Genomic DNA, 22,913 nt, shown 5'->3' on the forward strand with positions numbered 1-22,913 from the left:
CTGTCGGGTGCTCAGCGCGGGGTGCGCGGGAGCACCATCCGGAACTCGGTGCCGACGCCCTCCTCGCTCGACACGTCCATCCAGCCGCCGTGCGCGGTCACGATCGCCTTCGTGATGTTGAGGCCGAGGCCCACGCCCGGCACCGCGTTGCGGGTCGCGGTGGTGGCGCGGAAGAAGCGGGTGAACAACCGGTCGACCTCGTCGGGCGGGATGCCGACCCCGGTGTCGCGCACGGTCACCGTGACCTCGTCGGCGCTCGCGCTCAGCCCGACCGTCACGGTGCCGCCGCGCGGGGTGAACTTGACCGCGTTGGAGACGAGGTTGTCGACCGCCTGACCCATGCGCACGGGGTCGGCGAGCAGCAGCACCGGCTCGTCCGGCAGCTGGGCGACGAGCGAGATGCCGGCCGCGTCGCTCGTGGGTGCGGCTGTCTCGACCGCCCCCGCCACGACCGGCACGAGGTCGATCTCGCGCGCGTCGAGCGGGAACTGCCCCGACTCGACCTGCGCCGTGAACAGCAGGTCGCCGACGAGGGTCAGCAGTCGCCGGGCGTTGCGCTCCGCCACCCCGAGGAACTGCAGCTGCTCCTCGCCGAGCGGATGCTGCGGGTCGTCGCGCAGCAGCTCCAGGTAGCCGAGGATCGAGCTGAGGGGCGTGCGCAGCTCGTGCGAGATCATGCCGACGAACTCGTCCTTCATACGGGCGACCTCGATGGCGCGCGTCTCGTCGACCGCGATGAGCAGGTAGCCGACCGGGTTCCCGTCGCCGTCGCGACGCGTGGTGACGGTGAGCCGAACCGGCACGGTGGTGCCCGACTGCCGCAGCAGCTCGAGCTCGCGCTCGACCGCCTCCCCGCGGTCGGCGAGCGAGAAGAGGGCCCGCAGCCCGCGGGGCAGGGGGTCGTCGGGCGCCGTCTCGGGGGCTCCCGCGTCGAGCTCGTCGAGCTCCTCGAAGGGGAAGAACTCCTCGATGCGGGCCGCGTACTCGGTGTCGATGTCCTCCGGGCCGAGCAGTCCGGTGGCGCCGGGGTTCCAGGCGACGATGAGCCCGGTGTGGTCGGTGCCGATCACCGCCTGCGCGGTGGTGGCGTTCCACACGCTGCGGAACATCTCGAGCAGCTCCCGGTAGCGCTGCTCGCTCTCCTGCAGCTGGGCCAGCACGACGAGGTTCTGTTCGAGGGCGCCGGCGCGCTCGGCCGCGAGCCGCTCCGCCTCGGCGGTGCGCACCCGCCCGACGCGGGAGAGTTCGTTCACGACCGCGGCCACGACGGAGAAGATCGCGGGCGAGATGATCACGCGCAGCCATTGGCTGGTGTTCGCGGGCGGATCGGCGAGGTACGGCATGAGCAGTGCGAACGACGACAGCCACGCCACGAGCAGCACGTGACGGAAACCGGGGGCGGCGGCGAGCCACACGATCGGCAGCAGGATGAGGCCCGCGAAGAGCGAACCCGCCCCGCCGGTGCCGGCGCGGAAGAGGCCCAGCCCGATGATGTCGATCGTCGGCACGATCAGCACGACCCAGTCGTCGGGTTGGCGCCGCTGCAGCGTGAAGACGCCCGCGAGCGCGGTCGCCGCGACGACGACGCCGATGCCGGCCATCGCGGTGCCGAACGGGGCGAACTCCAGGTCGGGCCAGGCGAAGGTCAGCACGATCGCGATCAGCAGCGCGACCGCGGTGGGGGTCTGCTTGAGCAGCGGATGCGGGTCGTCGACGAGCGCGTACCAGCGCTCCCAGCCGCGCACGGGTCCGCCGCGTCCGCTCATGCGCGCCGCGCCTGCTCCGCGACGCGGGCGAGCTGGGCGCCCGTGAACGGCTTCGGCAGCACGGCGTCCGCCTCCGGGTACCGGGAGGCGTCGAGCACCGAGGTGATGGCGAGCAGGCACCCCGGGTGGCTCTCGCGCAGGCGCCCCGCGAGCTCCTCGCCCGAGATGCCGGGCAGCACGAGGTCGATGACGGCGAGCGCCGGGTCGAGCCCGTCGAGCAGTTCGAGGGCGCGTTCGGCGCTCGAGGCGGTCACGACACGGCAGCCGGCGCGCTCGAGGTAGCGCCGCAGCAGCTCCGCCTGGTCGTCGCTGTCGTCGACGACGAGGGCGAGCAGTCCGTCGCTCATACGAAGAACGCCTCCCGTACCCACACGACGGCGGCCACGATGGCGAGCGCGAGCAGCGCCTGGGGTACGAGCACGAACTCCCGGCGGGCGTCGCGGCGCAGTTCGCGGCGCAGTTCGCGGCGCGTCTCCTCCGTCTCGACGCGAGTGGGTCCACTCATCCCAGCACCCTTCCGACCTTCTCGGTCTTGATCCAGCTGGCGTCGGCCCGGCGCCACTCCTTGATGTACGAGTCCACGGTGATCGCGCACAGCATCGGGCCGTAGCCGACGAGGTAGATCAGCAGCGGCGAGAGCCACCTTCCCACGCGTGTGGCCTCGACGGCGCGCGCCGCCCACGCGGCGAGCATGGCGGCCGAGATCCACACGTACACGAACAGGGTGAGCGCGTACTCGCCCCACGGCAGCAGCTTCAGCCCGAACAGGCTCGGCAGCCACACCTCGATGAGCCCGGGGAAGAGCGCCGCGATCATGACGACGAACGACACGAGCCCGGGGAACAGGAACGCCTCCCGCCAGGCGTGCCGCCCGATCCGCGGGTCGAGCTGGATGCCGACGAGCATCGAGAACAGGAAGCACACGGATGCGGTGACCCAGAGGGCGCGGAACACGAGCTCGGCGAGCTCGCTCTGCAGCAGCAGCAGGCCGACGAGGCCGAGCGACGACAGCACCATCGCGAACGGCAGCAGGAAGATGCTGAACCAGCTCAGCCCGAACGCGATGTTGCCGAGGTGGTGGCCGCGGTGCGGGCGGAACCACACCTTGCGGTAGATCCACGACACCTGCACGTTGCCGCGCGCCCAGCGCAGGCGCTGCTTCCACAGCGCGTCGATGGTGCGCGGCTCCTCGGCGAGCACGACCGCGCGCGGCTCGAACACCATCCGCCGCCCGTGCAGCTGCGACTCGAAGGTGGCGACGGTGTCCTCGGCGAGGGTGCCGGTGGGGATGCGGCCGCCGATGGCTTCGAGGTTGGCGCGCGAGTGCAGCTGGGCGCCGCCCGCGAGGCAGGCCTGCGCGCCGAGCACGTTCTGCGCGCGGCGGGCGGCGAGCTGGGAGAGCACGTACTCGATCGCGATGAAGCGGGTCATGTAGTTGCGGTCGCGGCTGCCCTCGGCGATGTAGGCGGAGACCGCGCCCACCTTGTCGTCGGCGAGGTGGCGGGTCATCTTCTGCAGCGACTCGGGGGTGAAGATGACGTCGGCGTCGGTGATGAGCACGGCCTCGGCCCAGTCGTCGCCGAGGATGATCCGGAGTCCGTGGTTGAGGGTGTGCGCCTTGCCCTGGCCGCCCTGCTCGCGCCGCAGGTGCACGACGCGGCCGGGGTGCTCGCCGACGAGGCCTGCCATCACCTCGGGGGTGTGGTCGGTGGAGGCGTCGTCGACCACGTACACGCGCAGGCGCTCCTCCGGGTAGCTCAGCTGCAGCATCCGCTCGACGGTCGCCCCGATGACGAGCGCCTCGTTCCAGGCGGGGATGACGACGGCGACGCGGGGGAAGTACGCGTCGGCACGGCGGTAGTGGTTGACGACGCTGTGCAGCGGCACCATGAGGAAGTGGAAGGCGGCGGTCAGCACGGGCACCGCGCCGGTGGCGACGAACACGATGAGCACGACGACGAGGACGTCGTACAGCACGTCCCAGACGGCGTCCATCATCCGCCTCCGCGTGCCGCGTCGAGCAGGGCGCCGACGCGTTCGTAGCGGCCGACGTCGGAGGCGACGTGACTGTCGGTGGATGCCACGAGCCGCACCCCGGCGTCGCGTGCGGCGGCGAGGGCGGCTGGGCCGGGGCAGGCCCACTTCTCGTTCACCTCGACGAGGGTGTCGGTGGCGGCCGCGGTGTGCGCCCACGCGTTCAGCCGGTCGCGCCCGAGCTGGGCCTCGTCGAGCCCCACCTTGGGCAGGATCGAGAAGCAGTGGGCGAGCTGGTTGCCGGGATGCCGCTGCATCGCCCCGACGAGCCCGCCGATCAGCAGGTCGAGCGCCGAGTCGACGCTGAGCCCCGCGGCGAGCCGCTCGATCGTGACGCCGGGCGACCACGGGCCGTCGGGGCCGGGGAACTGGTGGTCGGCGATGAGGATGCGGTCGACGCCGGCGAGGTCGGCCGGCACGTCGAGGGCGCCCCGCGCATCGAGGATCTTCGCCTCCACCCCGGTGTGCACCGTGAGGCCGTCGGGGATCTCGAGTGCGGCGACGGCGGCGAGGAACTCGGGCACCCAGGTGGTGGACTCGCGCACGTGGTCGACGAGCCGCAGCTCGGTGAGCCCCGCGGCGTGCGCGGCCGCCACGTTCTCGGCGAGGGTGGAGACCGCGTCGTCGGAGAAGGTCGAATGCACGTGGTGGTCGCCGCGCAGTTCGGGGTGGGTCATGGCGTCTCGTCCTGGTGGCCGGCGTGCTCGGAGACGAGCAGTTCGGCCGGGTCGAGGATGACGTCCTCGAGGAAGCGCACGGTGGCGAGTTCGCGGAAGTCGAGCCTCTCGGGCAGCGGGCGGCCCGTGAACAGGTCGACGACGAGCGAGGGGATGTCGACGCCCGCGGCGATGGTGAGCGGCAGCGCCCCGGGGAAGCGCGGGTTGACCTCGAGCAGCGCGGCGCGGCCCTCGCGGTCGCGGCGCAGCTGCACGTTGGCGACGCCGACGAGGCCGATCGCGCGCGCCACGGCGGCGGCGGTCTCCTCGAGCTCCGGGTCGATGACGGTGCGTCCCGCGATGGCGACGCCCGAGTCGACGCGCGTGCGGGTGCGCGGCACCGCGGCGACGACGCGACCGTCGGCATCCGCGATCACGTCGACCGAGTACTCCTCGCCCGGCAGCAGGTCCTGCACGATGAGGTTCTCGTCGAGCGGCAGGGCCTCGAGCGCGGCCCTGTCGGGCACGACGCGGATGCCGCGGCTGCCCGCGCCGGAGCGGGGCTTCGCGAAGACGGGGAACTCCCAGTCGACGTCGAGCGCATCCGGACCCGCGAGCACGGTGCGGGGCACGCGCGCGTGCGGGGCGACGCGCTCGGCGAGGGCGAGCTTGTCGAGCGCGGTCGCGAGGGTGTCGGCGGAGGGTGCGGCGAGCACGGCGGGGGCGAGCTCGTCGCGGCGCTCGGCGAGGGCCTGCAGCTCGACGTCGACGGTCGAGATGACGACGTCGATGCCGTCGTCGGCGATGAGCGTCTTCAGGCCCGGGATGAACGCCTCCGAGCGGCCGGGCTCGACGAGCCGGCGCTGCCCGGCGGGCACGAGGTAGATGCCGCTCGCCCAGCCGTCCATGTCGGCCGCGAACACGGTCACGTCGGGTCGCCGCAGCAGCGAGCGGATGACGGCGACGCCGGCGGGGCCGCCCGCGCCCGTCACGAGCACGCGGGTCATCGGCGCCCCCGGTCGGCGCGATCCCCGGCACGGTCGCGCACCGGGGTCGAGAGGTCGGCGGTCTCGCGCACGATCTCGAGCGGTTCGACGCTCTCGCCGCCGCCGAAGCGCGACCAGTACCGGGCGGTCGCGGTGACGAAGTCGGGCGCGAGGTAGGCGCGGTGCTCGGCCTGCGAGCGGAAGCTCGCGAGCAGCTCGAGCTTGCGCTCGACGAAGCCGTCGATCGACACGAAGCGCGTGGGCCGGAAGTCGACCGTGGAGGAGGGGCTCTGGTAGCAGGCGACCGTGTCGATCGAGCGGGTGGCGACGATGGTGGCCTCGTGCACGGCGCGGTGGTCCTGGTGGCGGTCGTGGTTGGTGTGCGTGTAAACGATCGTCGGCACCACCTCGCGCACGACCTCCTCGATGACCCGCACGGTGGGGCCGCCGCCGGGGATCTCGGTGTCGACGAGGTCCTTGAGGAACAGCCGCGCGCCGAGCAGCTCGGCGGCGGCGAGCGACTCGTGCTGGCGGTCGTCGGCGTCGCCCCCGCGTGCGCCGCGCGACAGGGTGAGGATGGTGATCTCGTCGCCCGCGGCGCGGTGCGCGGCGAGGATGCCGCCCACGCCGATCTCCACGTCATCCGGATGCGCGCCGACGGCGAGCACGAACTCCTTGGGGGCGGCGTTCTCGCGCCGGGCACGGCCCTCGTCGGCGAGCCGGGCGACCACCTCGACGAGGCGTGCGGTGTCGAGCGGCTTGGTGAGGAACTCGTCGGCCTGGGCGCGCAGGGCCGAGACGGCGTAGTCGACGCTCACGTGCGCCGTCATGACGACGACCGGCAGCCACGGCTGCGCCGCGCGGATCGCGTCGAGCAGTTGGAGCCCGCTGAGGCCCGGCATCTCGATGTCGGTGACGACGGCGTCGGGCTGGAACGCGGCGATCGCGGCGACCGCCTGCCGACCGTCGGCGGCGAGCTGCACCACGCATCCCGCGCGCCGCTCGAGCACCGTCTTCACGAACAGCGCGACATCCGCATCGTCGTCGACGACGAGTACTCTGCGGGTCTCTCCGGCCATCTCGCACCCCTGCTCGAAAGCCTATTCCTCCCCGCCGGGACGGCCGCTATGCCGCACCTATGCGGCGGCCGTGCGGGGCTGCCGCGCGCCCTCCCGCCGCCCGAGTGCCGCGCGAAGCCGCCACCACCCCCGCTGGTCGAGTGCCGCGCGAAGCGCGGTGTATCGAGACCCACGACGGACGCCCCTCGACGGGGCGCCCGTCGTCCGTGAGGCCCCACCGGTCCACGTCTGCACGGGTTTCGATACGCCCGCTGCGCGGGCTACTCAACCCGCGGGGAGGGGTGCTGCGCGGCCGACTCAACCGGCGGGGAGACGGCGCGGCGCGGGCCGCGCAACCCACGGGAGGGGTGCGGCGCGGGCTGCGCAACCGGCGCGAGGCTGCCGCCACCACCCCCGCCGGTCGAGTGCCGCGCGGAGCGCGGTGTATCGAGACCCACGACGGACGCCCCTCGAAGGGGCGCCCGTCGTCGGTGAGGCCCCACCGGTCCACGTCTGCACGGGTTTCGATACGCCCGCTGCGCGGGCTACTCAACCAGCGGGGAGGGGGGCTACGCGGCCTACTCAACCCACGGGGAGGGGTGCTGAGCGGCCGACTCAACCAGCGGGAGGGGGCAGCGTGTGGTCAGCCGACGCGTCGTCGTGCGAGGTCGCGCTGCACGGGACTCTTGCTGCGCATGGGGATGGGTGTCTGGCGTGGGTCGACTCCCGGTGGGGGGATGAGGACGAACCCGTCGCCGTGTTTGTCGATGCGCCAGCCTTCGTTGTGGATGCGCAGGTGGTGATACCGGCACAGCAGGATGCCGCGTTCGACGCTGGTGCCGCCGCGATCTCGGCCCCAGTGGTCGATGTGGTGGGCTTCGACCATGCCGACGGTGCGGTCGCAGTCGCCGAAGCGGCATCCGCCGTCGCGGATGGCGAGGGCGGTGCGCTGCTTGGCGGTGTGGAGACGCCGGGTGCGGCCGACGTCGAGCGGGTTCCCCGCCGGGTCGACGGTGATCTGCTGGTATCCGTCGGCGCAGAGGTGCCGTTCGACGGTCGGCCGGGAGACGGGGTCGCTCTGTCCGGTGATCCACCCGTGCCCGGTGGGGGTCTCGAGCTGTTCACGGGTGACGACGAGTTGCACGGCCGCGCCGCCGGCACCCAGAAGCTGGGTCGCATCCGCCACAGAGCCGGCACGCAGCAGGTCGAGGAACACATCGGACGCCAACTGCTCGGGGGTGCGGGGGTCGAGCTCGATCTGCTCCGCGGCCGCACGCTGGGTCGGGTCGACGAAGCGGGGACCGCCCCGCTTGGGCGAGGTGATGCGGTTGTAGAGGTCGGTCACGTAGCCGGCGGACTCCGGGTCCAGCAGCCAGGTCAACCGCGTCATCCCATCCGGTTGCGGGATGACCCGCAGGGACCGTTGCGCGATGCGCTGCCGTTCGCGATCCGCGATGCCCGCCTCATCCAACTCGTCTCTCAGTTCACGGGCGCGACGGAACACGCGATCCGCATCCGGCACCGCCTCGCCAGGAGCACCGCCCGCGTCGACCGCCTCGGCGCAGATCGTGCGGGCGGCTTCCGCCAACAGCTCGGCGGTGACACCCTCACCCGGATCCCCGAGCCCGCGCCGGATCGAGGCGACATGCTCGGCCCCGAACACCCCCGCACCGACCGCCTCGACCACGGCCCGCATCCACGGCGCCGACGGCGGCACGATCTCGCCCGTGCGGGCATCCGGCAACTCGACCGCCTCATGCAACGCCTGCCCGGCCCGCACCGCCGTCTTCACCTCCCGCATCGTGGCGCCGGTGTGAGCCCGCAGGAACTCCTCCGCCGTGCGGTGACCGGCCCGCTGCGCAAACCCGTCATACCCGAACGCCGGCACCGAACGCCGGGCGATCTCGCCCGCCACCAGGGCCCGATGCCCATCCACGACACGCTGCAACTCGCCGATCAGCCGCGACGCCTCCAGCAGCTCACCGTCCATCGATTCCCGATACGCGGCCACCGATGCGGGCACACCACGCAACGTCGCGAGCTGCTCGCGGAGCGTGTTCACCAGCTGGAAGGGGGCCATGCCCCATTCTCCCACATTCGAATGTATGTTCGACAGGGTTGGGGAGAAGTTCGTCTCAGGTAGTGGTCGAATGCTGGACGCGCGCGGGAGGCCTCAACCCGCGGGCTTCGCGTAGATCGCTCGCGCGAGGGCGTCGAGCACGGCCGCCGAGCGCGGCCCGAAGCTCAGGATCTCGCCGTCGGCCATGTCGACGAAGCGCCGATGCTGCCCCGCCGTGGTGAGCGCGATGGCGGGCTTCGCCGCGAGCAGGCCGTCGACGCCGCCCGCCGAGGCGATGCCGTCGGTCATCACGAGGATGAGGTCGGGGTCGGCCTGGATCATCGCCTCGTCGGTCATCGGCGTCGACCCCTGCCAGCCGAGCTCGCCCGCGATGTCGCGCGCCCCGAGGGCGCGGATGAGGGCGCTCGCCCCCGACTCCTCGCCGAACAGGTAGTAGATGCCCGAACCGCCGCGCAGGTAGAGGAACATCACGCGCAGCTTGGCGTCGTCGGATGCGGGGGCCACCTGGTCGATCTGCGCGATCGTCTCGGCGACGTCGTCGGCGATCTTCGTCGCCAGCTGCTCCCCGACATCCGGCACGCCGAGCACTGCCGCGACGTCGCGGGCGAGCTGGGCGGCGCCCTCGAAGCTCGGCTCGTTGGCGACGAACACGACGGCGACGCCGGAGTCGCGCAGCTGCTCGAGCACGTCGCGCGGGCCGATCGAGCCGTCGGTGATGACGAGGGTGGGGCGCAGCGCGAGCACGCTCTCGGCGTTGACGGCGTGGGCGCCCGAGGTGACGACGGGCAGCTCCTCGGTGCCGGGGAAGGTGGTCGACATGTCGCGCCCGACGAGGCTGTCGCCGAGGCCCAGCCCCCACACGGTCGCCGCGAGCGAGCCGGCGATGTCGATGGCGAGCACGCGCGAGGTGTCGTCGACGGTCACCTCGCGGTCGCCGTCGGGGTCGTGCGAGGTGACGGATGCGGGGAGCGTCTGGGCGGGGTGCTCGACGATCGGGTCGACGGCATCCGAGGCGACGACCGCGGTGCTCGGCCCCTCGACGGCCTTCGGGTCGGGGTAGAGCTCGAGCTCGGAGAGCGGTCGCGTGTCGGCGGTCGGCGTCGGCGTGCCGTCGCCCGTTGCGCCGGGCGCCGCGCAGCCGGCGAGCAGTGCCACGGATGCGGCGGCGGCCAGCGCGGCGCGGAGGGTTCGGGTCACCCGCCCATTCTATGCGATAAGTAAGGTAACCCTTACCTATGCGGAGCGGCCGGTCTTCCGATGGTGTTGGTGCCCGGGGTTGCATGCGTCGTATGTCCCGTTCGGGCAGCCGCCATCGGCAGCGTCATGCGGGCGCTGCCGTGTTCGATACGATCTCGCTCGTGACGGGGGGATAGCTGCTGCGATGGAATGCAATCGGTTCGGAGTGTCGACAGCTTGTGTCGTCGGCGCAACCGCGACGGCCGCTGGCGGTCTCGGGGTAGGCGCTGCCCCGGTGTTGGGCTGGGCATCGACGTCCAGCGCCGAGAACATCGGATCCATGCTCGACAGAACGGGCGTGGCGTGGGCGGTGTCTCGATGAACTGGCTTTTCGGCATCGCCGCCGGCGTCGGCATTGCGGGCATCGTCGTCGTGGGTGTGTTTTCGGCCGGGCTGGACGTCGGCGCCCGTGCTCAAGGGATGATGTGGGGCACGCCGGTCACCCTCACGGCCGTCGCGCTGGGGTTGTGGGCGTACTCCGCCGCCTTCATCGCTCAGCTGAAGCGGCTTCAGCGGAGCACCGATGGCGTCGTGCTGCTGTGTCAGCGCTTGACAAGTCTGGCGGATGGCCTGGTGCGCGTGCAGGGCGTAGAGCCGCCCGCGCGCCCGAACCTCACCGGGTACTTCGTGCTCCGAGTCACGTCCGTCGCGATCGAAATCTGGTCGACGAGTCGCCTCCTGGCATCATTCCCGGCCGAGAGCGTGCGGGAGGTGCGTGTCCTCACGGAGGGAGTAGCCAAGCCTCGAATCGTGGTGTTCGCGGCGGCTGCATCGGGAGCGCCCTCGCAACTCGAGTTCGTCGTCGGCAAGAGTCGATGGGAGCTTTGGCCGGAGCGCTCGCCTTCTCGATTGGAATCATTGCGGAGCGAGATCGAGAAGCTCGTCAGCTCCGCGGGGTCGATCGAGGCGAACTGAGTCGGTCGTCACGGGCCGTGTCCGCTCTCACCGGACGAACGCCGATGAGTGAGGCGCTGAGAGCGGACGGGGCTACTCGGATTTCCGATTTCCCAGGCTGTGCTAGGCGGACATCCAGCATCCGTCCTTAGCATGGGTGCATTCCCGCGGCGACGCTGTGGTGGTCGTCGCCGCGGGAGATCCCCCTCGGAGCCTCTTGTGCTCCGTGAGACGGCCCGCCTGGTCCCCCCTCCGGCGGGCCGTTTCCCTTTGTGGGGCGCGGCGATGCGCTGCGAAACAACGGCGCAACATCGCGGGCCTAGGCTCATGCCATGGGCGAGCTGTTCGAGGGCTACGGCGCCGTCGCCACGCGCCGCCGCGGCACACCCCCGTGGGACGAGATGTTCGCCACGGGCGACACCGCCCGCGAGTCGTACCGCGAGATCCACGCCGCCCTCGCCCGCATGACGCAGGAGGAGCTGCGCGGGCGCACCGAGTCGCTCGCCAACTCCTACCTCGCCCAGGGCGTCACCTTCGACTTCGCCGGCGAGGAGCGCCCCTTCCCGCTGGATGCCGTGCCGCGCGTCATCGAGCAGGCTGAGTGGCTGCGGGTCGAGGCGGGCGTCAAGCAGCGCGTCAAGGCGCTCGAGGCGTTCCTCTCCGACGTCTACGGCACCCAGCGCGCCGTGCTCGACGGCGTCATCCCCGCGGGGCTCATCAGCTCCTCCAGCCACTTCCACCGCGAGGCGGCGGGCATCGAACCCGCCAACGGGGTGCGCATCCAGGTCTCCGGCATCGACCTCATCCGCGACGAGCAGGGCGAGTGGCGCGTGCTCGAAGACAACGTGCGCGTGCCGTCGGGTGTCTCGTACGTCATCTCGAACCGCCGGGTGATGGCGCAGACCCTGCCCGAGCTGTTCGTCTCGATGCGGGTGCGGCCGGTCGGCGACTACCCGCAGCGGCTGCTCGGGGCGCTGCGGGCCGCGGCCCCGGACGGGGTCGACGACCCGACCGTCGTCGTGCTGACGCCGGGCGTCTACAACTCCGCCTACTTCGAGCACACCCTGCTCGCACGCCTCATGGGCGTCGAGCTCGTCGAGGGACGCGACCTGTTCTGCTCGGGCGGGCGCGTCTTCATGCGCACCACCGCGGGCCCCACCCGCGTCGACGTCATCTACCGTCGCGTCGACGACGAGTTCCTCGACCCGCTGCAGTTCCGCGCCGACTCGATGCTCGGCTCGCCCGGCCTCATGCTCGCCGCGCGCCTCGGCCACGTGACGATCGCCAACGCGGTCGGCAACGGTGTCGCCGACGACAAGCTCGTCTACACCTACCTGCCCGACCTCATCCGCTACTACCTCGCCGAGGACCCGATCCTGCAGAACGTGCAGACCTGGCGCCTCGAAGAGCCGGGCGCCCTCGAGGAGGTGCTCGACCGGCTCGACGAGCTCGTCGTGAAGCCCGTCGACGGCTCCGGCGGCAAGGGGCTCGTGGTGGGGCCGGATGCGTCGCGCGAGGAGCTCGACCAGCTGCGGTCGCGGCTGCAGCGCGACCCGCGCGGCTGGATCGCGCAGCCCGTCGTGCAGCTCTCCACCATCCCCACCCTCGTCGACGACGGCCTGCGCCCGCGGCACGCCGACCTGCGGCCGTTCGCCGTCAACGACGGCTCGGATGTGTGGGTGCTGCCGGGCGGGCTCACGCGCGTCGCGCTGCCCGAGGGTCAGCTCGTGGTGAACAGCTCGCAGGGCGGCGGCTCGAAGGACACCTGGGTGGTGGGGCACGACCCGCTCATGTCGCACGACCACAACATCCAGGGCCTCGTGGCCGAGCAGGCCGCCGTGACGAGCTCCATCCCGATCATCACCGAGCCGCACCTGCAGGACCACAACCCCCTCGACGCGCCTCGACGCGACCAGCAGCAGCAACAGCAGCAGGCGCGCTCCACGGGGGGTGAGGAGTGATGCTCTCGCGCATCGCCGAGTCGCTGTTCTGGATCGGGCGGTACATCGAGCGCTCCGACGGAACGGCGCGCATCCTCGACGTGCACCTGCAGCTGCTGCTCGAGGACCCGTGGATCGAGGAGGACATCGCCTGCCGCTCGCTGCTGTCGGTGATGGGCGTCGAGGTGGCCGACGACGAGGCGCTCGAACGCGCCGACGTGCTCGCCATCCTCGCCGTCGACCGCAACCAGTCGGCATCCATCTCCTACTCGCTCGTCGCCGCGCGCGAGAACGCCCGCCGCGCGCGCGAGGTCGTCTCGACCGAGCTGTGGGAGGTGCTCAACACCACCCGCGCCCGGATGCCGCGCAAGGTCGCCGCCGACAAGGTGCACGAGTTCTTCGGCTGGGTGCGCGAACGCGCCGCCCTCGCCGTCGGCATCATCGAGTCGTCGACGAGCCGCGACGAGGCGTACAGCTTCTTCACGCTCGGCCGCTCCATCGAGCGGGCCGACATGACCGCGCGGCTGCTCGCCACCCGCTCGCTCACCGAGGCATCCGGACCCAGCTGGACCACCATCCTGCGCTCGGTGGGCGCCTACGAGGCCTACCTGCGCACCTACCGCGGCGTGCCCAGCGCCCGCAACGCCGCCGAGTTCCTGCTGCTCGACCGGCTGTTCCCCCGCAGCATCCTGTTCTCGGTGACGCGCGCCGAGCAGTGCCTGCGCGAGATCGAGCCGCGCAGCGACCGGGTGGGCGTGTCCGACCAGGCGCAGCGGCTGCTCGGGCAGATTCGCTCCGAGCTCGAGTACCGGCCGATCTCCGACATCATCGTCGACCTGCCCCGCCACATGGACAACGTGCAGCTCGCCACGAGCGCGGCATCCGAGGCGATCCGGCAGCGCTACTTCCCGACCAACGCGGCCCCCAGCTGGGCGGGGGAGTCCACGTGAACCGCCTGCGCATCCGGCACGTGACCGGCTTCCACTACGAGGGCGAGGCCACCGCCTCCTACAACGAGGCGCGGATGCTGCCCGTGACCGGCGACGGGCAGCTCGTGCTCTACTCGAACCTCGAGATCTCGCCCATGTCGGGCACCCACAGCTACGTCGACTACTGGGGCACCCGGGTGTCGAGCTTCGAGATCCTCAACCCCCACCACGAGTTGAGCCTCACCGCGACGAGCCTCATCGAGGTGCGCGCCCGCGACACCGTCGAGCGCGGGCTCGGCTGGGAGGAGCTCGCGGTCGAGACGAGCCGCGCCACCGAGTACGTCGAGCAGCTCGCCCAGACCCCGCTCACCCGCCCGCCGCAGGAGGTGGTCGAGCTGGTCCGCGAGATCGTGGCCGGCCACGACGACCCGTGCGCCGCCGCGCGGGCCGTGTGCACGGCCGTCGGCGAGCTCATCGAGTACATGCCGGGCGTCACCGGCGTGCACACGACGGCCGCCGAGGCGTGGGACCACCGCAAGGGCGTCTGCCAGGACATCACCCACCTCGCGATCGGGGCGCTGCGCGCCGTCGGCATCTCGGCGCGCTACGTCTCGGGGTACCTGCACCCGCGTCCGGATGCCGAGCTCGGCGTGACCGTGGCGGGCGAGTCCCACGCGTGGGTGGAGTGGTACTGCGGCCAGTGGCACGGCTTCGACCCCACCAACCTCATCGACATCGGCGACCGCCACGTCATCGTCGGCCGCGGCCGCGACTACAACGACGTCGCCCCGCTGCGCGGCGTCTACGCGGGCCCCTCCAGCTCGAAGCTGTTCGTGACGGTGGAGATCACCCGCGAAGCGTAGGCTCGACGGGCCATGAGCTCGAACCCGCCAGACGCCCAGCATCCGACGGAGGCGATCGAGCTGCCGCGGCGGCGACGGTTCGTCGACCTCAGCCCGCTGCGCGAGCATCCGGCGTTCGCGCGGCTGTGGATCGGCTCGGCCGTCTCGGGCGTCGGCTACTGGGTCACCTCGGTCGCGGTGGGCCTGTTCATCTTCGACATCACGGGCGACACCTTCGCGGTCGCGCTCGTCGGCGGCATCTCGCTCGCCCCCATGATCGTGGCGGGGCTGTGGGGCGGGATGCTGGCGGACGCCTTCGACCGTCGGCGGGTGCTCATCGTCTCGAGCATCGTCGCGTGGGTGTCGATCCTCGGCATCGTCGCGCTCGCCCTCGTCGACGGCGCGGTCGGCGGCCGCCCGCCCATCTGGCCGCTCTACGTGCTCACGACCCTCAACGCGGTCGCCGCCACCATCTCCAACGCCACCCGCAGCTCCATCACCCCGCGCATCGTGCCGGAGGAGATGGTGTCGCGCGCGAACGCGCTCAACGGCATCGCCTTCGGGCTGCAGCTCACGATCGGCCCCGCGCTCGCGGGCGTGCTCGTCGCGGCGATCGGGTTCCCGCTGACCTTCGCGGTGGATGCCGTGCTGTTCACCGCCGGCTTCCTCGGCGTCGTCGGGCTGCCGAAGCTGCCGCCCCTCAGCCGCACGGCGAAACCCGGCTGGGAGTCGCTCCGCGACGGGGTGCGGTTCCTGCGCACGGCGCCCAACATCCGCATGAGCTTCATCGTCGACATCGTCGCGATGAGCCTCGGCCGCCCGTACGTGCTGCTGCCGGCGATCGGGGCGAGCGTGCTGGGCGGCGGATCCGTGACGGTCGGCGTGCTCACGGCGGCGACCGCGGTGGGCACCTTCCTCACGAGCCTGTTCAGCGGGCCGGTCGCCCACGTGCACCGCTACGGCGTCGCGATCGGGCGCGCGATCATGCTGTTCGGCATCTTCACGGCGCTGTTCGGCGCCGTGATCGCCCTCGCGGCCACCGGATGGTTCGGGCCGGTCGGCGCGGAATGGGACCGGGTGAACCTGCCCCTGCTGCTGCTCGCCGCGGTCTTCCTCGCCGGCACCGGCGCCTCCGACGAGGTGAGCGCCATCTTCCGCTCGACGATGCTCCTGACGGCGGCCCCCGACGAGATGCGCGGGCGGCTGCAGGGCATCTTCATCGTCGTGGTGACCGGCGGTCCGCGCGTCGGCGACCTCATCGCGGGCGGTCTCGCGGTGCTCACGACGGTGTGGCTGCCACCCGTCGCCGGCGGCCTCGCGATCGTCGCGATCATCGCCGTGCTGCTGCGTGTGCAGTCCACCTTCCGCCACTACGACGCCCGCGACCCGCAGCCGTAGTGCGCCCGGCGCCGCGCCGGGGTTTTCGCAACTCAGGAGAATCGGCCTCGACGGCCTCCCGCATCCGGAAAACACGGCATCCATCCTGAGTTGCGAAACCAGCCCGGTTCGCAACTCAGGAGATGCGGGGCGGATGAGGTGGTGGCGTGGCGGGGCGGGCGGCGGTTCCTGAGTTGCGTGAAGCCGGGCGAGGCGGATGCAGGTGCGAGAAAGCGCTTTCTTGGGTACGCTCGGGGGAGCCGCGACGCGGCGGATGCGAAGGAGCACGATGGCGGGCACGGAGCGCGAGCCGAGGGCGCACGGGGGCGCGGCCGCGGCCCCGAGCGACCGCCCCGCGAAGCTCGCCCGCATCCGCGAGCTGCTCGACGCGCACGGCGCCGCGACCCTCACCCTCACGACGCCCGAGAACCTCGCCTGGCTGCTCGACGGCGCCCGCGTGCAGGTGCCCTACGCGGGTGCGCCCGTGCTCACGGCGACCGTCGACCGCGACGGCGGCATCCGCGTCGACGCCTACGCGAACGAGGTCGAACGCCTCGCCGCCGAAGAACTCGGCGGCCTCGAACTGCACCCGGTGCCGTGGTCCGCATCGCTGCCGGACCCGGCACCGGGGAGCATCCTCGACACCGCCCACGCCGCCGAGCTGCGGGCGTTGCGCGCACCGCTGCTGCCCGCCGAGCGTGCCCGCTACCGCGCCCTCGGCGGCGAGCTCGCCACCGCCGTCGGCGCCGTGCTGCGCGCAGCACGCCCCGAGCTGAGCGAGCGCGAGCTCGCCGCCGAGCTCGCCCGCGCCGTCGTCGCGGCGGGTGCCGAGCCGACCGTGCTGCTCGTCGCGGGCGAGGGGCGGCTCGACTGGCGGCATCCGCTGCCCACCGCCGCGCCGCTCGGCCGCCGCGCGATCGCGGTCGTCGGCGCCCGCCGGCACGGCCTCGTGCTGAGCCTCACCCGCTGGCTGCGCTTCGGCTCCGCGGATGCCGCCCAGCTCGCCGCCGACGCGCGCCTGCTCGAGGTGGAGGCCGACGCCTTCGCCGCCACCCGCCCCGGCCGCACCCTCGGCGAGGTGCTCGGCGACATCCGCGCCTCCTACGAACGCCACGGCTTCGGCCCGGAGGAGTGGCTGCGGCACCACCAGGGCGGCCCCACCGGCTACCTCGGCCGCGACCCGCGGGCCACGCCCGCCGCGCCCGAGCTCGTGGTCGCCGGGCAGGCGTACGCCTGGAATCCGTCCGCCCCGCGGGCCAAGGTGGAGGACACGGTGGTGATCGACGCCGACGGCATCGAGGTGCTGAGCGTCGACCCCGGCTGGCCCACCACGACCGTGCGCGGGCTCGCCCGACCGACCGAACTCGAACTGTAGGGAACACATGGCACTCGACTGGATCCGCGTCGACGGCAACCGCCTCGCCGGAGAGGACGGCCGCACCGTCGAACTGCACGGGGTGGGCCTCGGCGGCTGGATGAACATGGAGAACTTCATCACCGGCTACCCCGGCAACGAGGAGGCGATCCGCCGGCTGCTGCGGGATGCCATGGGCCGCGAGAGCTCCGACGCCTTCTTCGACGAGTTCCTCACGGACTTCTTCGACGAGGCGGATGCCGCCCTGCTCGCGCGGATCGGGCTCGACTCGGTGCGCATCCCCGTCAACTACCGCCACTTCGAGGACGACGCGCGGCCGTTCCAGCTGAAGGAGGCGGGCTTCGCGCAGCTCGACCGGGTGATCACCCTGCTCGCGCGGCACGGCATCCGCTCGGTCATCGACCTGCACGCGCTGCCCGGTCGGCAGAACCAGCACTGGCACTCCGACAACCCGACGCACCTGGCCGAGTTCTGGCGGCATCCGCACTTCCAGGACCGCGTCGTGCACCTGTGGGAGGCGCTCGCCGACCGCTACCGGGACCGCCCCGAGGTGGCCGGCTACAACCCCATCAACGAGCCGAGCGACCCCACGGGCGAGGTGCTGCCGGCGTTCTACGCGCGGCTCGAGCAGGCGATCCGCGCGATCGACCCGCGGCACGTGCTGTTCCTCGACGGCAACAAGTACTCCACCGACTTCAGCTGCTTCGACGCCGCGAACCCGCTGCCGAACGTCGTCTACACGGCGCACGACTACGCGCTTCCCGGCATCACGAGCGCGACCGAGTACCCGGGGGTGACGCGCGGCGAGTACTTCGACCGTTCGGTGGTCGAGCAGAGCTTCCTGCGGCGCACCGCCTACATGCGCGAGACGGGCACGCCCATCTGGATCGGCGAGTTCGGGCCCGTGTACTCGCACGACCGCTCGCAGGACGAGTGGCGCTACCGGCTGCTGCGCGACCAGCTCGAGATCTACCGGGAGCACGGGGCCAGCTGGGCGCTGTGGACGTACAAGGACATCGGCCTGCAGGGCCTCGTGCACGCCCGGCCCGAGTCGCCGTACCTGCAGCTCGTGGGCGACCTGGTGGAGAAGAAGGGGCGCCTCGGCATCGACTCGTGGGGCGGATCGGATGCCGGGGTGCGCGACGTCATCGACCCGATCCACGCGCTGTTCGAGCGGGAGTGGCCCGACTACGCGCCGTGGCCGTGGGGTCGCCAGCCGCACGTCGCGGTGCTCGTGCGGCACATCCTGCTCGCGGAGCCGATGGCCGAGGAGTTCGCGGCGCGCTTCCGCGGGGTGACGCCCGAGCAGGCGCGCGAGCTGGCACGCTCGTTCCGGCTGGACGCGTGCGTCGAGCGCACGGGGCTGACGGAGCTGCTCTCCACCCACCTCCGACACTGACAACCACCTCGAAGGATGACAAACGCTGCAGCGCTTGGCCTCCGGCAGTAGGGATCACCGTAGCCCGGCGGTTGGCGCTACAGCGTTTGTCGGAAGATCGGCGGGGTGGTGACAGCGGGGGCGGTCTGTGAAACCGCGAGAGGGGGGAGAGTGACGCGCTCGTTCGGGGCGAGGGTGAGGCGCGTGGCGCCGGATGCCGTCACGAGCTCGCCCGAGACGGGCGCCGCGGCGAGGTTCACGACCGCGACCGGGGCACCCGCGGCATCCGCGACGAGCCGCCAGCCGCGCGGGAACTCGGCGAGCCGCGAGCCGTCGCGTTCCACCACGATGCGCTCGTCGTCGCCCGCGAGCTCGTAGAGCGCACCGCCGACCCGCCGCGAGGCGCCCACCGCATCCGCCGCCGCACCGTGCTCGAGCCGGGTCGGGGTGAGCCCCGAGAGCCACAGCTCGCCGTCGGGCCGCGGCAGTACGCCGCTCGAACGCTCCAGCTGGTCGAGGAGGAACAGCAGCGCGGGCGAGTACGCCTCGGTGTAGCCGGCCGCGCCGCTGAACGGGTCGAGGCACTGCGGGAAGCGATCGGCGACGGCGAGCGCCGTGAGGGTCGCGGTCGCGACGCGCGCGTGCTCGGCGACGCGCCCGTGCAGCTCGAAGGGGTGCGCGGCCCGGATCATCGAGAGCAGGTTCACCGGTCCGCCCCAGGAGTTGCGTGAGGCGTCGCCCGAGAAGCGCGGGTCGTCCATGGCGAGCGAGGTGAGCCCGGCCGCCGAGAGGAAGCGGCGGGTGTTCAGCAGGTCGCGGTCGAGCGCCGCCGCGAACTCGGCGTCGTCGCCGTGCTCGGCCTCGTAGACGCGCAGGATGACGTCGGATGCGATCCGGCGCAGCTCGCCGCGGGCGTCGCGGTCGTAGTACCGCCCGTCGTCGGCGAGGCACTGGGCGACGAGCGCCGCGGTCGAGGCGGCGGCCGCCGCCACCCACGGGGCGGCATCCGCCCCGAGCTCGGTCGCGATCCGCGCGAGGTACCGCCGCTGCGCCGCGACGTTCGCCGTGAGGTCGGGCGCCACGAACGGCAGCTCGGGATGCGCGGGGTCGACGCGCGCGGCGTCGCCCCGGTAGCAGCGGTCGGGCACGCCCCAGAAGCGCGGCGAGGCGTCGTGCCCCGTGTCGAAGGTGCAGAACGCCTCGACCCCGCCCGTGCCGCGGGTGTCGCGGTGCCGGGCGAGCCAGGCGTCGTTCGCGGCGAGCGCGTCGTACATCGCGCGCAGGTAGCCGGTGTCGGTGCCGCCCGTGAGCAGGTAGTGGTTCCACACGGTGCGGGAGAGCGGCGTGACCATCTGGATCTGGCTGAACCCGGGCCCGGCGTCGGTCACCTTGTAGGGCAGCAACCCGTCGTCGCGCTGCAGTTCGGCGAAACGCAGGTGGGTGGCGCGTGCGACCGCGGGCGCGAAGCGCGTGAGCACCTCGACGCTGATCGAGCCCGTGCTCTCGACCCAGGCGCCCGGGTAGGCGCCGCCCTCCACGAGCACCGGGTCGCCCGCCCCCGCGAGCGGGCGGATGCAGTCGGCCAGCTCCGTGAGCGCCTGCCGGCGCCGTGCCGCGAGGGGGCCGCCGAGCGCGACGAAGCCGAGCGCGGCATCCGCGATCCCCGCCCGCAGCGGGCCCGCGGGGACGCCCTCGACCGGGTCGCTCGCGCGCAGTGCGGCGAGCGCGTCGTCGATCGCGGTCATGCGGTCCCCTTCCGGGACGAGTCTGCCGCAGACGACCGTGGGCGGCCCCCTTCGGGACCGCCCACGGCGCGCGGATGGTGCGGGATCAGTCGTTCGCGAGCGACGTCGTGAGCTCGTCGATCCACTGCTGCGAGCCGGCCTCGACCGTCGACCGCCCGAACAGGATGTCGGATTCGATGCGCTGCGAGAGCTCGTTGAGGATCGATCCGCCCGCCGGCTGCGGGGGAGCGACGACGCCGATCTCGAGCACCTTCTCGAGGTACTCGGCCGCCTGCGCGTCGGCCGGGGCCAGCAGCGGCTTGACGACCGCGAGGATGTCCGGGTTGAACTGCAGACCGCGGTTCGACAGGATCACCTTCGCCGGCTCGGGCTCGTTGAGCAGCCAGTTCACGAGCAGCCCCGCGGCCTCGGGGTGCTTGCTCTCGGCCGCGATCGACCAGAACTGCGACGGTAGCACCGCGACGCCGGAGACGCCCGTGGAGCTCGGCGGCGGCAGGATCTCGACGTTCGCACCGCCCGTGCCGGCCGCGTAGCTGCCGATCTGGTTGCTGTACGAGAAGGTGATCGCGGCCTTGCCGGTGCCGAACAGCGTCTGGTCCGGGGTGAGGTTCTGGTTCTCGACGATGACCGACGGGTCGGGCAGGCCGCCGTCGTTCACGAGGCCCACCTCGAAGTTGAACCACGACTCGATCGTCTCGGCGCTCGTGGCGAGCTCGCCGTCCCAGTTGTAGATGCCGTCCTCGTCGTTCTGCGCGACGTAGGTGCCCAGGATGTCCTGGATGCGCAGGTCGAGCCCGACCACGCCGTCGGCCGAGTTCGCCGAGATCGCGTTGGCGGCGTCGGCGAAGTCGTCCCACGTCCAGTCGTCGTCCGGCAGGTCGACGCCGGCCGCCTCGAACAGGTCGGTGTTGATGAGCACGCCGATCGCGTTGCCGCCCGTGGGGAGGCCGTAGAGGGTGCCGTCGACCGTCGCGTTGGTGAGCGTGAAGTCCTCGTACTTGCTCGTGTCGAGGTAGTCGGAGACGGTCGACAGGTCGAGCAGGGTGCCCGCTGCGCCGTACTCCTGCGGCTTCGCGCCGCCGAGGGCGAACACGTCGGGCGCGGTGCCCGAGGCGAAGTCGGTGGCGAGGCGGTTGAACAGGTCGTCGGGGGCGCCGACGGGCTGCTCGACGACCGTGATGTTCGGGTACTTCTCCTCGAACTGGTCGATGACCTCGGTCATGATGGCGGCCCGGTCGTCGTTGCCCCACCATGCGATGGTGAGTTCGATCTCCTCGTCCGGGTCGAATCCGCCGGTCTCCGTCGGGGTCTGCGAGCAGCCCGAGAGGACCAGCGTGGTGACGAGCGCGGCGCCGAGGGCGCCCTTCGTCGCAAGAGAACGTGCTGTACGCGTCATTGCGCCTCGTTTCCGTGATGCGGTGGCGTGGCCACCGGATGTGTCTTGGCGGGGTTGCCGAGGCTCGCTGCGACCTCGTCGTCGCGGTTCCGAGAAACCGCTTTCTCGGGAAAGTAGCACCCGACCCGGATCGTGTCAACGCATCCGCGTCAGCGCGTCGCCGGCCCGGTCGAGCGCCGCACCTCGAGACGCGGCGGGAACTGCACGTCGTCTCCGGGGGCCTCGTGGCGGATGAGCGCGATCATCCGGCGCCACGCCTGAACCCCGAGTTCGGCGTGCGGGACGGATGCCGTGGTGAGCGCCGGAGAGGTGTAGCGGGCGAACGGGATGTCGTCGAATCCGGTCACGCTCACGTCGTCCGGCACCCGGATGCCGAGCTCCTGCAGACCGTCGATGAGGCCGATCGCCACGAGGTCGTTGTAGGCGAGCACGGCCGTCGCCCCCGAGTCGCGCACCGCGGTGGCGGCCGCGCGGCCGTCCTCCGCGCCCGCGCCGCCCGGGAGGCGCTCGACGACCGCATCCGGGGTGCGGCGCCGGAAGTCGGCGATGCCGTCGAGGCGGTGCGCGTTCGAGACGCTCGACTCGGGGCCCTCGAGGTAGACGATGCGCCGGTGGCCGAGGTCGTACAGGTGCTGGGCGAGCGTGGCGATGCCCGACTGGTAGTCGATCGAGAGCGACGGCGCCTCGATGCCGGTGTGCTCGCGGTTGATGAGCACGAGCGGCTGCAGCTGGCCGGCGAGCGCCGTGAGCTCGTCGTCGGACATGCGCGGGGCGCACAGCACGATCGCGTCGCAGCGGCGGCGCACCTCGGCGGCGAGCAGCGGCTCGTCGCTCGGCGACTCGGCCGAGTCGGCGACGAGCACGCGGTAGCCGTCGTGGGCGGCCGTCTTGGAGAGGCTCGAGAGCACGGCCTGGAAGGCGGGGTTGGCGAGGTCGGGCACGACGAACGCGACCGCGGAGGTCTGGCCGAGGGCGAGGCTGCGCGCGAGGTGGCTCGGGCGGTAGTCGAGTTCGCTCGCGGAGGCGCGCACGCGTTCGGCGACGGCGGGGTCGCCGACGAAGCGACCGTTCATGACGCGCGAGACGGTGGCGGGCGAGACGGCCGCGTGGGCGGCGACATCCGCGATGGTCGCGGCGCGCGATCGTCGAGCCATGCCGTTCCTTCCGTGGTAGCGCCACCATAGTGGCCGTGGGGGCGCGGTTTGACGAGCACGGGGTGCC

Annotated in this window: 19 protein-coding genes; 7 read left to right on the forward strand and 12 right to left on the reverse strand. The window is 72.2% G+C overall.

Annotated elements, in window-relative coordinates; genetic code table 11:
- Window positions 1–11 precede the first annotated feature (11 nt).
- The 9 genes from D7I47_RS06575 to D7I47_RS06615 all read right to left on the reverse strand — a co-directional run bounded on the left by D7I47_RS06575 (window position 12) and on the right by D7I47_RS06615 (window position 9,777).
- A complete protein-coding gene (locus tag D7I47_RS06575) occupies window positions 12–1,766 on the reverse strand; it encodes a sensor histidine kinase (protein ID WP_120762301.1) in 1,755 nt (584 codons plus the stop codon).
- Window positions 1,763–2,113: a response regulator transcription factor gene (locus D7I47_RS06580; RefSeq protein WP_120762302.1), complete on the reverse strand. Its 351-nt coding sequence runs from the start codon at window positions 2,111–2,113 to the stop codon at window positions 1,763–1,765. The genes D7I47_RS06575 and D7I47_RS06580 overlap by 4 nt, the downstream gene beginning before the upstream one ends.
- On the reverse strand, window positions 2,110–2,271 hold the full coding sequence (locus D7I47_RS14750; RefSeq protein WP_157981656.1) for a hypothetical protein: 162 nt from the start codon (window positions 2,269–2,271) through the stop codon (window positions 2,110–2,112). Before D7I47_RS14750 ends, D7I47_RS06580 begins: the two co-directional genes overlap by 4 nt.
- Window positions 2,268–3,764, reverse strand: coding sequence for a glycosyltransferase family 2 protein (locus D7I47_RS06585; protein WP_227000910.1), 1,497 nt, complete (start codon window positions 3,762–3,764; stop codon window positions 2,268–2,270). The genes D7I47_RS14750 and D7I47_RS06585 overlap by 4 nt, the downstream gene beginning before the upstream one ends.
- Complete coding sequence (locus D7I47_RS06590; RefSeq protein WP_120762304.1) at window positions 3,761–4,477, reverse strand: PHP domain-containing protein; 717 nt, start codon at window positions 4,475–4,477, stop codon at window positions 3,761–3,763. Before D7I47_RS06590 ends, D7I47_RS06585 begins: the two co-directional genes overlap by 4 nt.
- Entirely contained in the window at window positions 4,474–5,463 is a 990-nt protein-coding gene (locus D7I47_RS06595; protein ID WP_120762305.1) for an ATP-grasp domain-containing protein, read from the reverse strand. The genes D7I47_RS06590 and D7I47_RS06595 overlap by 4 nt, the downstream gene beginning before the upstream one ends.
- Window positions 5,460–6,521 (reverse strand): response regulator, encoded by a 1,062-nt coding sequence (locus D7I47_RS06600; protein WP_120762306.1) that lies wholly within the window; start codon window positions 6,519–6,521, stop codon window positions 5,460–5,462. The genes D7I47_RS06595 and D7I47_RS06600 overlap by 4 nt, the downstream gene beginning before the upstream one ends.
- Before the next feature lie 622 nt (window positions 6,522–7,143).
- A complete protein-coding gene (locus D7I47_RS06610) occupies window positions 7,144–8,580 on the reverse strand; it encodes an HNH endonuclease signature motif containing protein (protein WP_120762308.1) in 1,437 nt (478 codons plus the stop codon).
- A gap of 93 nt (window positions 8,581–8,673) precedes the next feature.
- Window positions 8,674–9,777 (reverse strand): heme/hemin ABC transporter substrate-binding protein, encoded by a 1,104-nt coding sequence (locus tag D7I47_RS06615; RefSeq protein WP_120762309.1) that lies wholly within the window; start codon window positions 9,775–9,777, stop codon window positions 8,674–8,676.
- Window positions 9,778–10,134: 357 nt separating this feature from the next.
- On the opposite strand from D7I47_RS06615, the gene D7I47_RS06620 reads away from it, so the two are divergent.
- The 7 genes from D7I47_RS06620 (at window position 10,135) to D7I47_RS06650 (ending at window position 18,572) form a co-directional block, all read left to right on the forward strand.
- Window positions 10,135–10,731, forward strand: a complete 597-nt coding sequence (locus tag D7I47_RS06620; RefSeq protein WP_157981657.1) for a hypothetical protein — start codon at window positions 10,135–10,137, stop codon at window positions 10,729–10,731.
- A 311-nt stretch (window positions 10,732–11,042) separates the two neighbouring features.
- Window positions 11,043–12,671 carry a circularly permuted type 2 ATP-grasp protein gene (locus tag D7I47_RS06625; protein WP_120762311.1) on the forward strand — a complete coding sequence of 543 codons (1,629 nt, stop codon included), beginning with the start codon at window positions 11,043–11,045 and terminating at the stop codon, window positions 12,669–12,671.
- The gene (locus D7I47_RS06630; RefSeq protein ID WP_120763847.1) at window positions 12,671–13,600 is read left to right on the forward strand and encodes an alpha-E domain-containing protein; all 930 of its coding nucleotides are present in this window, start codon (window positions 12,671–12,673) and stop codon (window positions 13,598–13,600) included. The genes D7I47_RS06625 and D7I47_RS06630 overlap by 1 nt, the downstream gene beginning before the upstream one ends.
- A complete protein-coding gene (locus tag D7I47_RS06635; protein WP_120762312.1) occupies window positions 13,597–14,442 on the forward strand; it encodes a transglutaminase family protein in 846 nt (281 codons plus the stop codon). Before D7I47_RS06630 ends, D7I47_RS06635 begins: the two co-directional genes overlap by 4 nt.
- A 12-nt stretch (window positions 14,443–14,454) precedes the next feature.
- Window positions 14,455–15,819: an MFS transporter gene (locus D7I47_RS06640; RefSeq protein ID WP_120762313.1), complete on the forward strand. Its 1,365-nt coding sequence runs from the start codon at window positions 14,455–14,457 to the stop codon at window positions 15,817–15,819.
- A 268-nt stretch (window positions 15,820–16,087) separates the two neighbouring features.
- Window positions 16,088–17,173 (forward strand): M24 family metallopeptidase, encoded by a 1,086-nt coding sequence (locus D7I47_RS06645; RefSeq protein ID WP_227000912.1) that lies wholly within the window; start codon window positions 16,088–16,090, stop codon window positions 17,171–17,173.
- 7 nt (window positions 17,174–17,180) lie between these two features.
- Window positions 17,181–18,572, forward strand: coding sequence for a glycoside hydrolase family 5 protein (locus D7I47_RS06650; protein ID WP_120762315.1), 1,392 nt, complete (start codon window positions 17,181–17,183; stop codon window positions 18,570–18,572).
- Window positions 18,573–18,649: 77 nt separating this feature from the next.
- Here the strand turns inward: D7I47_RS06650 and D7I47_RS06655 are convergent, their stop codons facing one another.
- From D7I47_RS06655 to D7I47_RS06665, 3 genes are all read right to left on the reverse strand, one after another.
- Window positions 18,650–20,296, reverse strand: coding sequence for an MGH1-like glycoside hydrolase domain-containing protein (locus D7I47_RS06655; RefSeq protein WP_120762316.1), 1,647 nt, complete (start codon window positions 20,294–20,296; stop codon window positions 18,650–18,652).
- An 85-nt stretch (window positions 20,297–20,381) separates the two neighbouring features.
- Complete coding sequence (locus D7I47_RS06660; RefSeq protein WP_120762317.1) at window positions 20,382–21,692, reverse strand: ABC transporter substrate-binding protein; 1,311 nt, start codon at window positions 21,690–21,692, stop codon at window positions 20,382–20,384.
- Window positions 21,693–21,841: 149 nt separating this feature from the next.
- Window positions 21,842–22,846 (reverse strand): LacI family DNA-binding transcriptional regulator, encoded by a 1,005-nt coding sequence (locus D7I47_RS06665; RefSeq protein ID WP_120762318.1) that lies wholly within the window; start codon window positions 22,844–22,846, stop codon window positions 21,842–21,844.
- Between the last annotated feature and the right edge of the window lie 67 nt (window positions 22,847–22,913).

Origin of the sequence: Protaetiibacter intestinalis, assembly GCF_003627075.1 — a bacterium.
GTDB lineage: Bacteria > Actinomycetota > Actinomycetes > Actinomycetales > Microbacteriaceae > Homoserinibacter > Homoserinibacter intestinalis.